This is a genomic window from Serratia sp. Tan611 (assembly GCF_905188235.1).
GTDB classification, from domain to species: Bacteria; Pseudomonadota; Gammaproteobacteria; order Enterobacterales; family Enterobacteriaceae; genus Serratia_B; species Serratia_B rhizosphaerae.
Genome location: NZ_LR994655.1, coordinates 2,695,065 through 2,707,007 on the forward strand (window position 1 = coordinate 2,695,065; position 11,943 = coordinate 2,707,007).

Here is an 11,943-nt window from a genome sequence, read left to right on the forward strand (position 1 = left end):
CCTCGATGACGCTGCTTAACCCTTATTTTGGTGAATTTGGCGGAATGTACGTGCCGCAAATTCTGATGCCGGCTTTGATCCAACTGGAAGAAGCCTTTGTCAGCGCCCAGCGCGATCCAGAGTTTCAGGCCGAGTTTATCGACCTGCTGAAAAACTACGCCGGGCGCCCTACCGCGCTGACGCTGTGTAAAAACCTGACCGCCGGCACCAACACCAAACTGTATCTGAAACGTGAAGACCTGCTGCACGGCGGCGCCCACAAAACCAACCAGGTTCTGGGACAGGCGCTGCTGGCGAAACGCATGGGCAAAACTGAAATTATCGCCGAGACCGGCGCCGGCCAGCACGGCGTGGCGTCGGCGCTGGCCAGCGCGCTGCTGGGGCTGAAGTGCCGCGTCTATATGGGTGCCAAAGACGTTGAGCGCCAGTCGCCGAACGTATTCCGCATGCGGCTGATGGGCGCCGAGGTGATCCCGGTGCACAGCGGCTCCGCCACGCTGAAAGATGCCTGTAACGAAGCGCTACGCGACTGGTCCGCCAGCTATGACAAGGCGCACTATATGTTAGGCACCGCCGCCGGTCCGCATCCCTATCCGACCATCGTCCGCGAATTCCAGCGCATGATCGGCGAAGAGACCAAGGCCCAGATGCAAGAACGCGAAGGCCGCCTGCCGGATGCGGTATTGGCCTGTGTGGGGGGCGGCTCCAACGCCATCGGCATGTTCGCCGATTTTATCGATGAGACCAGCGTAAAACTTATCGGCGTCGAGCCTGCCGGGCTGGGCATCGAAACCGGCCAGCACGGCGCGCCGCTGAAACACGGCCACGTCGGCATCTACTTTGGCATGAAATCGCCAATGATGCAGACTGCGGAAGGCCAGATCGAAGAATCCTACTCGATCTCCGCCGGCCTGGATTTCCCGTCCGTCGGGCCGCAGCACGCCCATCTGAACAGCATCGGCCGGGCGGATTATGTCTCCGTCACCGATGACGAAGCGTTGGAGGCCTTCAAGGCGCTCTCGCGTCACGAAGGCATTATTCCGGCGCTGGAGTCCTCCCATGCGCTGGCGCACGCCCTGAAAATGATCCGTGAAACGCCGCAGAAAGAGCAGATTCTGGTGGTGAACCTGTCCGGCCGCGGAGATAAAGACATATTTACCGTTCACGATATTCTGAAAGCACGGGGAGAAATGTGATGGAACGTTATCAGCAACTGTTCAAGCGCCTGGCGAGCCGGCAGGAAGGCGCCTTCGTGCCGTTCGTCACGCTGGGCGACCCTAACCCGACGCTGTCGCTGCAGATTATCGATACGCTGATTGAGAACGGTGCGGACGCACTGGAGCTGGGCATCCCCTTCTCCGATCCGCTGGCGGACGGCCCTACCATTCAAAACGCCACGCTGCGCGCCTTCGCCGCCGGCGTAACGCCGAGCCAGTGCTTTGAAATGCTGGCGGCCATCCGTCAGAAGCATCCCGATATTCCTATCGGCCTGCTGATGTATGCCAACCTGGTGTTCCATAAAGGCATCGATAATTTTTATCAGCGCTGTGCCGACGTCGGTGTGGATTCGGTGCTGGTCGCCGACGTGCCCTTTGAAGAATCCGCGCCGTTCCGCGCCGCCGCGCTGCGTCACGATATCGCGCCGATCTTCATTTGTCCGCCGAATGCCAATGACGATCTGCTGCGCGAGATTTCGTCTCACGGGCGCGGTTATACTTACCTGCTGTCCCGCGCCGGGGTCACCGGCACCGAAAGCCGCGCGCAGCAGCCGCTGAACCACTTGATCAATACGCTGCGTGAATATCATGCCGCGCCTGCGCTACAGGGGTTTGGTATTTCAGAGCCGTCTCAGGTGCGTGAGGCCTTGCAGGCCGGCGCTGCCGGCGCGATTTCCGGCTCCGCCATCGTGAAAATCATTGAGCAGTACCAGCAACAGCCGGCAGAGATGCTCGCCAAGCTGGGCAAATTCGTCAGTGAGATGAAGGACGCCACCCTCGGCTGAACCTTGCTTTACCGGGTGCGCCCCACGCACCCGGCTTTAAGAATAACCTCATCATATTTCCCAATATCCGATTGACTAATCTGTCCTTTGTTTCACACTAATGATGGCTGCGGCAATCCGTACGCCAACGTAGTCTGTCGTTAAAAAAATAACATGGCATGGAGAGTAACTATGAAGCTATTTAAAACCCTTGCGGCACTGTGTATGGCCGGTGTGATGGCGCTGGCGGTAACGGCCTGCGCGCCGACGGCGAAATCAGAGGGAACTGGCGGCTATATTGACGACACGGTAATCACCACCAAGGTGAAATCGGCGCTGCTGGCGGATAAAAACATCAAATCGCGGGAGATCAGCGTCGAAACCTTTAAAGGGCGCGTGCAGCTAAGCGGTTTTGTCAGCACCAGCGCAGACGCCAACCGTGCGGTGCAGGTTACCCGCGGCGTCGCCGGCGTGAAGTCGGTAGAAAACGTGATGCAATTGAAGTAAAACCCAAGGAGGCGCCGCAAGGCGCCTCCCCGTGAAACACGCGCTGCTTAGAAACGGTAGCCGGCACCAAACATGAATACCCACGGATCCAGGCGCGTATCAATGCTGTGATGGCCGCCGGACGCATCGTCAAAGCGGGCTTTGGTTTCGATGTTCATCCACCACACTGACATGTTCAGCATCCAGTGCTCATCCAGGTTATAGTCCAGGCCAGCCTGCGCCGCAACGCCCCAGGAGTCTTTCAGGCTCAGGTTGCTCAGACCGGTGTCCTTGCCTTTCTGATTGAATTTTTCATCAAAGAAGGTGGTGTAGTTGACGCCCACGCCCAGATAAGGACGCAGCTTATCCTGACGGTCGCCAAAGTAATATTGCGCCATCAGCGTCGGCGGCAGGTGGTGCACGGTAGCGATATCGCCGCTGACCGCCTGGCCGCTGAGCGACACTTTATGGCGGAACGGGGTTGCCGCCAGCAATTCAACGCCGATATTGTCCGTTACCATATAGCCGAAAGTCAGCCCAAGCTGGGTATTGTTACTGGCGTCGAATGATCCCTGACCCAGCACGTCATCCGAACCGGTGGTCGGACGCACCGTCGCCGCGCCAGCGCGCAGCAGGAAATCCCCGGCCTGATGCGCATTTGCCGCCATTGGCACCATTGGCGCGACCATCGCCGCCAATACCGCTAAAGTAGTCTTCTTCATCATCATCCATTCCATATGTGTGGTTTCTAGCCCTGCCGAATATACCTATTACAAGGTATTTTTGATCGCATAGAGATCACATCTTATGTGTAAAACTATTAATTCGCACAAAAATCAGGGTTACCTAAGCGATTAATAAATCAAGAATTGATCTAAATCAAAAAAGGTCATTTGTTGTGAAAAATGTAAACAAGTGAAATATCAGTTGCAGAAATGCGCGGCGCTGAGTAATTTTTTCGCTCCGTGTTGGTTTTGGTTGGTGACCGTTAGGAGATGGTGGCAATCAAGATGAGCGAAATTCTCAATCCCTGTGTTAGCTGTGGCGCGTGCTGCGCCTATTTTCGAGTGTCATTCTATTGGGCTGAAGGCGATGACGGCGGCGGCGTGGTGCCAAGCGCGCTCACCGAGCCGTTAACCCCGTTCCTGCGCTGTATGCAGGGAACCAACAGCAGGTCTCCGCGCTGCACCGCGCTCGACGGTGAAATCGGCCAGGCCGTATCCTGTTCTATTTACCTTAACCGGCCGACGCCGTGCCGCGAATTTGACGCCTCGGGCGAAAACGGGCTGCGCAATGAAGCCTGCGATCGCGCACGCGAACGCTACGGCCTGCCGCCGCTGCCCGTTCCTCAGCCGCTGGCGCTGCCGGAAACGATAATCGCTGAAGAAATCAGCGCCATAGCGCTTGCGGGGTGCCACAGCGAGCCGGAACAAGGTACAATCCACCACTGATTATCTCTGTTCCCGACGCCAAGGAGTCTGCATGTCCATCACGGCTAACACTGTGTACCGTGACAGTTTTAACTTTTTCCGCAACCAGCTGGCTACGATTCTGCTGCTGGCGCTGCTGACCGCGTTTATTTCGATACTGCTCGATCAGGCATTCCAACCCGACGCCGAACAGCTCAAGATACTGGACGCCGCGTTTAATGAGCTATCTACATCCACCGGAATGGGGCTGCAGGAGTTTGTGGCGCAGATGACCCCGGAACAGCAAATGGTGATGCTGAAAAAATCAGCCGCGGCCACCTTTGCCGCGCTGGTGGGGAATTTACTGTTGGTCGGCGGTATGCTGACGCTGATCCGTCTGGTTTCTCAGGGGCAGCCGGTCAGCGCGCTGCGTGCGATCGGCGCTTCCGCGCCGGAGTTGCCGCGCCTGCTGCTGCTGCTGTTTATCTGCACCTTGCTGATTCAGCTCGGCCTGACGCTGTTTGTCGTGCCCGGGGTGATTATCGCCGTCGCATTTTCGCTGGCGCCGGTGATTTGCTCTGCAGATAAGCAAGGCGTGTTCGCGTCGCTGCGGCAGAGCGCCAAGCTGGCCTTTGCCAACGCCCGGCTGATTGTACCGGCCATGATGCTGTGGCTGGCGGCCAAGCTGCTGGTGCTGCTGCTGGTCAGCCACCTGTCGGCGCTGGCGCCAAGCGTTGCCGGCGTGGTGCTGACCGCGCTGAGCAATCTGGTGACCGCGCTGCTGCTGGTATATCTGTTCCGTCTGTATATGCTGCTGCGCAACTGATTACGGCCGTGGAACGCTTTAAGGGCACGCTTCGGCGTGCCCTTTTATTTTCACCGTCGCGCACGACGCCCCATAAAGTGACAATGTCACTATAATCCTCCCCTCCACAACCCTGCCTCCTCCGACGTTCTGATGCCAACCACTTTCCATGGTAAATTATCAACGGACGCTATTGCGCCAGGTAGACAGCCGCGGGCGGGATGCCCTTTGGTAATTTTATGCAAATTCTTGCCCGGAAAGCGGAAATCCGCGGACAAAACGCCGATAATCAGCGCCCTCCGGCGGTACACAGATCCGGCCGAATCCGGTATAGTCGGCCGACGAACAGATGATGGATTGATTTATGAAGCAGTTTCTTGATTTTCTCCCGTTAATTGTCTTTTTTGCGTTTTATAAGCTTTACGATATTTACGTCGCTTCCGGCGCGCTTATCGTGGCGACCGCACTGGCGTTGGTGTTCACCTGGGTGAAATACCGCAAGGTAGAAAAAATGACGCTGATCACTTTCCTGATGGTGGCGGTATTTGGCACGCTGACGCTGGTGTTCCACAGCGATCTGTTTATCAAATGGAAAGTCACGGTGATTTATACGCTGTTCGCCATCGCGCTGCTGGTCAGCCAACTGGTGCTGAAAAAACCGCTGATCCAGCGGATGCTGGGCAAAGAGCTGACGCTGCCGGACCGTATCTGGAGCAACCTCAATCTGGCCTGGGCGCTGTTCTTCCTCGCCTGCGGGCTGGCCAATATCTATGTGGCCTTCTGGCTGCCGCAGAGCGTGTGGGTCAACTTTAAAGTATTCGGCCTAACCGCGCTGACGTTGGTGTTTACCCTGCTGAGCGGCGTCTATATTTATAAGCATATGCCGGAAGAACAGAAAAAATAGTTACAAAATTGTTAATGCCCGCGGCGGCAACTGCGGGCAATATAATGTGATCCACTTCTCAAAAAAATAAACGACTATGACACAACAACGACCTTTACCCAGCGGGGAGCTGGTGCTCCGCACGCTGGCCATGCCGGCGGATACTAACGCCAACGGCGATATTTTTGGCGGCTGGCTGATGTCGCAAATGGATATCGGCGGTGCGATTCAGGCCAAAGAGATCGCCGAAGGCCGCGTTGTTACGGTGCGCGTCGACGGCATGACGTTCCTTAAACCGGTCGCCGTCGGCGATGTGGTGTGCTGCTATGCCCACTGTATCCGCACCGGCCGCAGCTCGATTACCATCAATGTTGAAGTGTGGGTGAAGAAGGTGTCCACCTCGCCGATTGGCCAACGCTATCGCGCGACCGAAGCGCTGTTTACCTATGTGGCGGTGGACGACGAAGGCAACCCGCGTGCGCTGCCGGACGGCAAGATGAACTTCCGCGTCGGCTTTGAAGAGTAAGCCGCAACAAACGCAAAAATAACAAGGGTCGCTAACTAGCGACCCTTTTTCTTTAGCTGTTTGCCGGCATTAATTCAGCGAGGCGGTGCCGTCCAGTTTGAACTGAATATTGACGATGCGGTCTTTCGCTGCTTTCGGTTCATAACGCCATTTACGCATCGCCTGTTTCACCTCACGCTCGAACATATTGCGCGGCTGGGCCGACAAAATGCGTACGTTGCTGATGCGGCCATCGCTGTCGACGTCGAACTGTACCCGCACTCTGCCCTCAATCTGCAGCGCCTGTGCACGCGGCGGGTATGATGGCGCCACGCGGCTCAGCGGCTTCGGCCCGGTATCGGTTGAACGCCCCTGCACCGGCGCTGCCGGCGCCTGCTTCACCGGCGCTTTATCGACCGGTTTGGCCGGCGCATCATTTTCAAACGGCGAAGGCTGACGCGGCTCGGCTTTCTTCGGCTCGCGTTTTACCGTTTTTTCCACCTTCGGCTTCGGTTTTGGCTTAGGCTTTGGTTTCGGCTTCACCGGTTCCGGCTTGGGAATCGCTTTCGGCACCGGCGGCGGCTCCGGGATCGGTTCAGGTTCCGGCTCTGGTTCTACCTGCGGCTCAGGCTCCGGCTCGGCAGGCGCCGGCGGCGGCGGTTCCGCCAGCGCGGCGGTATTGACCATCATGACGCTGATCGGCGCATCCTCTGGCTTGGGCGGCATCATCACCTCCTTGACGGAGGCATAGAGTAAAGCGGCCACCAGGGCGCTGTGTAAGCCAACGGAGAGGACAATCGGCACTGACAAACGGCGAATTGGGAACATCTTTTTTAGCAGCATAATGGTTCAGTTTCCTCTGGTTCGCCAAGTTTAAATGCAAATAGCAATCATATTCAATAACGAACGGCAAACTATCGCTGTAATCGGCATGATTCGTCACTTCCGCCGCCAAAAACGTAAAATGGTTAACTGACCGTTAGCCTTTATACGCCGCTGCTACACGTTTTTTTAACCTGTGTTTCTCCCGCCGGGCACAAAAAAACCGTATCAAGCCTGCGTATAAATGACGCAGGATGTAAAACCAATAAATTAACAGCTGCAGGAAATGTGACGTTGTGGAGGGAACTGCAGATACCGTTGGTGTACGTCATTCGTGATGCGCGCCAAGTCGCAACGCATCACGAATCCGCGAACAGATAGGCCAGGTCAGCCGACCGTTTCATCTGGCGGCGAGAACCTGGCCGCCGCGCTCAACACCGCCAGTACCGAAGCAGTGACGATGTTCGCGTGTTGACCCACGCCAAAACGTGAGCCGGGCACGCCGGGCATGGCAGCCTCCACAATGGCCAGCGCCGCCGCACCGGAACCCGCGCCCAGGCTGCGCTCCTCATAGCTATCGATGCGTAACGATTGGCCTAACGCCGCTACCGTCGCGGCAATCGGGCCGTTGCCTGTCCCCTCGACCGTCTTGATATTGCCCTCCGCATCCGCCATTTCCAACGCGATACCTTGCCCGTCCGCGTGCTCGAACAGGCGATGCCCGCGATAAATGAAACGGGTCTGTTCCCATGTCGGGGCAAGATAAGTGCGTTCGAACACCGCCCATATTTGCTCGCTGGTCAGTTCCGTTTCGCTGCCGTCGGCCAGAGCCTGAACGATGGCGCTGAACTCCACCTGCATGCGGCGCGGCATGGTGATGCCGTGATCGCGTTGCAGCAAAAATGCGATACCGCCCTTTCCCGACTGGCTATTGACGCGCACGATGCTGTCGTAGGTTCGGCCCAGGTCTTTGGGGTCAATGGGCAAATAAGGCACACGCCAAATCGCATCGCCCTTTTGCGCGTTCAGACCCTTGGCGATGGCATCCTGGTGCGAGCCGGAGAACGCCGTGAATACCAGGTCGCCCACATACGGATGTCGCGGGTGAATGGGCAGCGCGGTACACTCCTCGGCCACGCGGGCAATCGCCGCAATGTCGGAAAAATCTAACCCAGGCGCGATGCCTTGCGTATACAGGTTCAGCGCCAGCGTCACCACATCGAGGTTGCCACTGCGTTCGCCATTGCCAAACAGGCAGCCTTCGACCCGTTGCGCACCGGCCAGCATGGCTTGTTCGGCGCAGGCCACGCCTGTCCCCCGGTCATTATGCGGATGCACGGACAGCACAATGTGCTCGCGCCGTTCCAACCGCCGATCCATCCATTCAATCTGGTCGGCGAAGACGTTGGGCGTAGAGACTTCTACCGTGGTTGGCAGGTTGATGATCATCGCCCGCTGTGGCCCGGCATCCCAGGCACGAATAGCGGCGTTGCAGACGGCCAGTGAAACATCCAGCTCGGCCATGCAGAAAGTTTCAGGCGAGTATTGCAAGACCCATTCGGTTTCCGGATGGGCATCCGTCAGTTGCCTGAACAGCGTAATGTGGCGTTCTACCATTTCGATAATCTGCGGTACGCCCATGCCGAACACCATCTCGCGCCATGCGGGTGCGATGGCATTGTAGAAATGCACGATCACGCGCCGCGCGCCTGCCACACTGCGCACCGTCTCGGCGATCAGATCATCCCGCAGTTGCGTCATGACCATCGGGGTGACGTCATCAGGGATCTGCCCTGCGTCAATAAGGTGGCGAACAATGTCAAAATCAGTGCGCGATGCGGCGGGAAAACCGACTTCAATTTCTTTGAAACCGATGCGCACCAATTTGTGGAACAAGCGCAGCTTGCGTTCGCGATTCATCGGCTCAAACAACGCCTGATTGCCGTCGCGCAAATCGGTGGACAGCCAGATCGGGGCCTGCGTCAGGGTACGTGATGGCCATTGACGCTCGGCAAGAACGACCGGTGAGATGGGACGGTATTTTTGGGAAGGATCGGTCAGCATAAAAACACTCCAGGGGAATCGTTGACACCCGATTCCCCTGGCTCGGAACAAGCTGACGATGGTCGGGGTCAGGGGGAATCAGGATGGGTCATGGCGCGAACGGGCGCGCGCAGACCCCGACCGGGAGCCAGTGTTAGTAGCCGTTGCAAAAGCCCAAGTGCGTGCATGAGTAAATAGTCCCGGTTGATTGCCTGCCTTCGATATTAGGCTTGCGCACCTCGGCCATCTACATAAAAATAGACATATTCTTTATTTATTTGGACAAACTGCAGCGGTATGGGCTTTTCCTCTCCTGAAAACGGCGGTCACGCGCTCGACCTGAGCACCAAAGATACCTGCGGCCTGCCGGTATTCGGCGTAGCCGTGCGCTACCCTGCGGGCCATATCGTACCCTTGCATAAACATGCGTATGGTCATCTGATATATGCCAATCACGGTCTGTTACGTGTGGAAGCTGAAAGCGGACAATGGCTGGTGCCGCCTACGGCGGCGGTCTGGCTGCGCTCTGGCGTGGCGCACCGTCTGGTTGCCCCCGTGGCGCTGCAAGCATGCGGCCTGTTCGTGCGCGAAGATGTCTGCCCCCGCCTGCCGGAGCGCGATTGCGTCGTCCATGTCTCCGGCCTGCTGCGCGAGTTGATCATGGCGCTGGCCCAGGCCGACCACCAGATCATACCGTCTAAACGTATACATTTGCTCGGTGAGCTTTTGGTTGAAGAACTACATACCCAGCCGGCGCTGCCGCTTCATCTGCCGTGGCCAACGGGCGATGCCGGCAACCCGGTGCAGCACGTATGCCAGGCGCTACTGGATAACCCAGGCGATAGCGCCACCGCCGTCGAGTGGGCAAACAGGCTGGCAATGGGCGACAAAACGTTCCACCGGCGCTTTCTTCAATCGACCGGCATGACCTTCGGCAAATGGCGTCAGCAACTGCGGTTGATGTCGTCGTTAACGCTATTGATGCAGGGAATACCGATCACGCAGGTGGCGCTGGCGAGTGGTTACGATAGCCACAGCGCCTACAGCACGGCATTCAGTAAGCAATTCGGCCGGCCGCCTTCGGTATTTGCTGCGAATCTATAATTCGCCATTCCCCGCCTCGTTCAGCCTGACAGAGCAGGATTATTCCTCGTCATCACCATAATACAGTACGCCCAACTTGATTAACGGGCGTCCCTGCGCTTTGCGGTGCAGGTTGGTATCGCGCAGCGAATAGACGCAGCCGCAATATTCCTGCTGATAAAAACGTTCGCGTTTGCTGATGTCGATCATGCGCGACGCGCCGCCCTTCTTGCGCCAGTTATAATCCCAATACGTCAGTTCAGGATATTTCTGCGCCGCGCGAATGCCGCAGTCGGTGATTTGCTGCATATTTTTCCAGCGCGAAATACCCAGTGAACTGGAGATCACGTCATAACCATGCTCATAGGCGTACAGCGCCGTACGTTCGAAGCGCATATCGAAACACATGGTGCAGCGGATACCGCGTTCCGGCTCGTGCTCCATCCCTTTGGCGCGCGCGAACCAATTATCGGTATCGTAGTCAGCATCAATGATCGGCACCCCATGTTTCTCCGCAAAACGAATATTTTCCTCTTTGCGCAGCAGGTACTCTTTTTGCGGATGAATATTGGGGTTATAGAAGAAGATGGCATAATCGATACCGGACGCCTGAATCGCCTCCATCACCTCGCCTGAACAGGGTGCGCAACACGAGTGCAGCAGCAGTTTGTTTTTCCCCGCCGGCAGATTGAGTTTTTCCCGCACAAATTCCGTCATACTTTCACCTTAATTCTTCTCTCGTCCCGATGCGGGCCGCACTATACGAATAAAAACTAGCGCCTTCAAGGCATTAACGCCAGCCTCCGCAAAAATCATTTCTTTGCCGATGCTTTTAGGCTACTTTGGTTTACCCCTGATATAACGATGATTTTAAAGGTGAAACATGCTGTATCTGATCTATGCGCAAGACCTGCCCGGCACGCTGGAAAACCGTCTGGCGGTGCGCCCGGCGCACCTCGCCCGCCTGCAGGCGCTGCGCGATGAGGGCCGTCTGGTGGTGGCCGGGCCGAACCCCGCCATCGACAGTAACGATCCCGGCAGCGCCGGCTTTACCGGTTCGACGGTGATCGCCGAGTTTGAGTCGCTGAGCGCTGCGCAGCAGTGGGCGCAGCAGGATCCCTACGTTGCCGCCGGCGTGTACGGCGACGTGGTGGTCAAACCCTTCAAACAGGTATTTTAGGCAAAAAAAAGCCAGCGCGGAGTCGCTGGCCAAGTGGGTTCTTCGAGGGAATATGTTGTGGTGTAAACATACTCCGCCGCGCCGGGCATCGCCATCTATCGGTGCGATAGGCGATGCCGCCGCGTTATGACGCCGACTGCGTATCCAGAATATAGCGCTGCATATCGGCAAACATGGATTCCCACTCCTGTTCCGAGATATCCATCAAACCAAAGTAACGCAGCATAAAGGCGCCTTCAGTGGCCAGGAACGCCAGCCGGGCGCGTTTATCCTCTTCGCAGGCCAGATCGAGGCCATCAATCCGCTCGCGGTACCACTCCCGGCTGCTCTGCAGATGTTCCGGCGTTTGTATCAGGGTCGCCATCAGGCCTGCCGCCTTGGCGCTGGAGGTGTGATCGGAGTTGCAGGTCGCCAGCATATGCGCCCGCACCCTGGTCAACGGTGCAGGGTCGTCGCCGGCAATCTGGTCGAAAACGTTATCATACGCCTTGCCCCAGCGGTCAAACATGGCGTCAATCAGCGCATCCTTACTGCCGAAACAGTACTGTACGCCGCCCTTCGAAATCCCCATTGCCTTCGCCACGGAATCAATCGTCAGGCCGGATGCCCCTTGCGTTGCAATGATTTCTTCCGCCGCATCCAACACTCGATCGCGATCGATACTTCGCTGTCGCCCCATTGCATTCCCCTTTTCAATACGAACGTATGGATTTATAGTATGCGCGTTAACCCCACAAAAACTTGGG

The 11,943-nt window shown here is 57.1% G+C and carries 14 protein-coding genes; 9 read left to right on the top strand and 5 right to left on the bottom strand.

Features of this window, described 5'->3' with window-relative positions; all coding sequences use genetic code 11:
• Nucleotides 1-5: 5 nt before the first annotated feature.
• From trpB to TAN611_RS12705, 3 genes are all read left to right on the top strand, one after another.
• The gene (trpB, locus tag TAN611_RS12695; protein ID WP_105231325.1) at nt 6-1,196 is read left to right on the top strand and encodes a tryptophan synthase subunit beta; all 1,191 of its coding nucleotides are present in this window, start codon (nt 6-8) and stop codon (nt 1,194-1,196) included.
• Entirely contained in the window at nt 1,196-2,002 is an 807-nt protein-coding gene (gene trpA, locus TAN611_RS12700; protein ID WP_203066531.1) for a tryptophan synthase subunit alpha, read from the top strand. The genes trpB and trpA overlap by 1 nt, the downstream gene beginning before the upstream one ends.
• 171 nt (nt 2,003-2,173) lie before the next feature.
• Nucleotides 2,174-2,488, top strand: a complete 315-nt coding sequence (locus TAN611_RS12705; RefSeq protein ID WP_105231327.1) for a BON domain-containing protein — start codon at nt 2,174-2,176, stop codon at nt 2,486-2,488.
• 47 nt (nt 2,489-2,535) lie between these two features.
• Here the strand turns inward: TAN611_RS12705 and ompW are convergent, their stop codons facing one another.
• Entirely contained in the window at nt 2,536-3,189 is a 654-nt protein-coding gene (gene ompW / locus TAN611_RS12710) for an outer membrane protein OmpW (RefSeq protein ID WP_145961170.1), read from the bottom strand.
• Nucleotides 3,190-3,477: 288 nt separating this feature from the next.
• On the opposite strand from ompW, the gene TAN611_RS12715 reads away from it, so the two are divergent.
• From TAN611_RS12715 to yciA, 4 genes are all read left to right on the top strand, one after another.
• Complete coding sequence (locus TAN611_RS12715; RefSeq protein WP_105233374.1) at nt 3,478-3,918, top strand: YkgJ family cysteine cluster protein; 441 nt, start codon at nt 3,478-3,480, stop codon at nt 3,916-3,918.
• 31 nt (nt 3,919-3,949) lie between these two features.
• A complete protein-coding gene (locus TAN611_RS12720; protein WP_105231329.1) occupies nt 3,950-4,702 on the top strand; it encodes a YciC family protein in 753 nt (250 codons plus the stop codon).
• Between the two features lie 343 nt (nt 4,703-5,045).
• Complete coding sequence (locus TAN611_RS12725) at nt 5,046-5,585, top strand: septation protein A (RefSeq protein WP_111736991.1); 540 nt, start codon at nt 5,046-5,048, stop codon at nt 5,583-5,585.
• A gap of 76 nt (nt 5,586-5,661) precedes the next feature.
• Complete coding sequence (gene yciA / locus TAN611_RS12730) at nt 5,662-6,090, top strand: acyl-CoA thioester hydrolase YciA (protein ID WP_105231331.1); 429 nt, start codon at nt 5,662-5,664, stop codon at nt 6,088-6,090.
• Nucleotides 6,091-6,159: 69 nt separating this feature from the next.
• Here the strand turns inward: yciA and tonB are convergent, their stop codons facing one another.
• Both tonB and TAN611_RS12740 read right to left on the bottom strand, forming a co-directional pair.
• Nucleotides 6,160-6,912, bottom strand: a complete 753-nt coding sequence (gene tonB, locus TAN611_RS12735) for a TonB system transport protein TonB (RefSeq protein ID WP_105231332.1) — start codon at nt 6,910-6,912, stop codon at nt 6,160-6,162.
• Between the two features lie 366 nt (nt 6,913-7,278).
• A complete protein-coding gene (locus TAN611_RS12740) occupies nt 7,279-8,955 on the bottom strand; it encodes a 2-isopropylmalate synthase (RefSeq protein WP_187044610.1) in 1,677 nt (558 codons plus the stop codon).
• Between the two features lie 276 nt (nt 8,956-9,231).
• On the opposite strand from TAN611_RS12740, the gene TAN611_RS12745 reads away from it, so the two are divergent.
• On the top strand, nt 9,232-10,038 hold the full coding sequence (locus tag TAN611_RS12745; RefSeq protein ID WP_203066532.1) for a helix-turn-helix domain-containing protein: 807 nt from the start codon (nt 9,232-9,234) through the stop codon (nt 10,036-10,038).
• Nucleotides 10,039-10,077: 39 nt separating this feature from the next.
• On the opposite strand, the gene TAN611_RS12750 is transcribed toward TAN611_RS12745, so the two are convergent.
• A complete protein-coding gene (locus tag TAN611_RS12750) occupies nt 10,078-10,734 on the bottom strand; it encodes an epoxyqueuosine reductase QueH (RefSeq protein ID WP_203066533.1) in 657 nt (218 codons plus the stop codon).
• A gap of 166 nt (nt 10,735-10,900) precedes the next feature.
• Between TAN611_RS12750 and TAN611_RS12755 the strand changes: the two genes are divergently transcribed.
• Nucleotides 10,901-11,197, top strand: a complete 297-nt coding sequence (locus TAN611_RS12755; RefSeq protein ID WP_203066534.1) for a YciI family protein — start codon at nt 10,901-10,903, stop codon at nt 11,195-11,197.
• 124 nt (nt 11,198-11,321) lie between these two features.
• On the opposite strand, the gene TAN611_RS12760 is transcribed toward TAN611_RS12755, so the two are convergent.
• Nucleotides 11,322-11,876, bottom strand: coding sequence for a TetR/AcrR family transcriptional regulator (locus TAN611_RS12760; protein ID WP_105231337.1), 555 nt, complete (start codon nt 11,874-11,876; stop codon nt 11,322-11,324).
• Nucleotides 11,877-11,943 lie beyond the last annotated feature (67 nt).

Bases quoted from the DNA above. Each gene is read 5' to 3' on its own strand.
- TAN611_RS12705 (WP_105231327.1), top strand. From the start codon at position 2,174: ATGAAGCTATTTAAAACCCTTGCGGCACTGTGTATGGCCGGTGTGATG.
- tonB (WP_105231332.1), bottom strand. From the start codon at position 6,912: ATGCTGCTAAAAAAGATGTTCCCAATTCGCCGTTTGTCAGTGCCGATT.
- TAN611_RS12725 (WP_111736991.1), top strand. From the start codon at position 5,046: ATGAAGCAGTTTCTTGATTTTCTCCCGTTAATTGTCTTTTTTGCGTTT.
- TAN611_RS12760 (WP_105231337.1), bottom strand. From the start codon at position 11,876: ATGGGGCGACAGCGAAGTATCGATCGCGATCGAGTGTTGGATGCGGCG.
- TAN611_RS12745 (WP_203066532.1), top strand. From the start codon at position 9,232: ATGGGCTTTTCCTCTCCTGAAAACGGCGGTCACGCGCTCGACCTGAGC.
- trpB (WP_105231325.1), top strand. From the start codon at position 6: ATGACGCTGCTTAACCCTTATTTTGGTGAATTTGGCGGAATGTACGTG.
- TAN611_RS12755 (WP_203066534.1), top strand. From the start codon at position 10,901: ATGCTGTATCTGATCTATGCGCAAGACCTGCCCGGCACGCTGGAAAAC.
- yciA (WP_105231331.1), top strand. From the start codon at position 5,662: ATGACACAACAACGACCTTTACCCAGCGGGGAGCTGGTGCTCCGCACG.
- TAN611_RS12750 (WP_203066533.1), bottom strand. From the start codon at position 10,734: ATGACGGAATTTGTGCGGGAAAAACTCAATCTGCCGGCGGGGAAAAAC.
- TAN611_RS12720 (WP_105231329.1), top strand. From the start codon at position 3,950: ATGTCCATCACGGCTAACACTGTGTACCGTGACAGTTTTAACTTTTTC.
- TAN611_RS12740 (WP_187044610.1), bottom strand. From the start codon at position 8,955: ATGCTGACCGATCCTTCCCAAAAATACCGTCCCATCTCACCGGTCGTT.
- ompW (WP_145961170.1), bottom strand. From the start codon at position 3,189: ATGAAGAAGACTACTTTAGCGGTATTGGCGGCGATGGTCGCGCCAATG.
- trpA (WP_203066531.1), top strand. From the start codon at position 1,196: ATGGAACGTTATCAGCAACTGTTCAAGCGCCTGGCGAGCCGGCAGGAA.
- TAN611_RS12715 (WP_105233374.1), top strand. From the start codon at position 3,478: ATGAGCGAAATTCTCAATCCCTGTGTTAGCTGTGGCGCGTGCTGCGCC.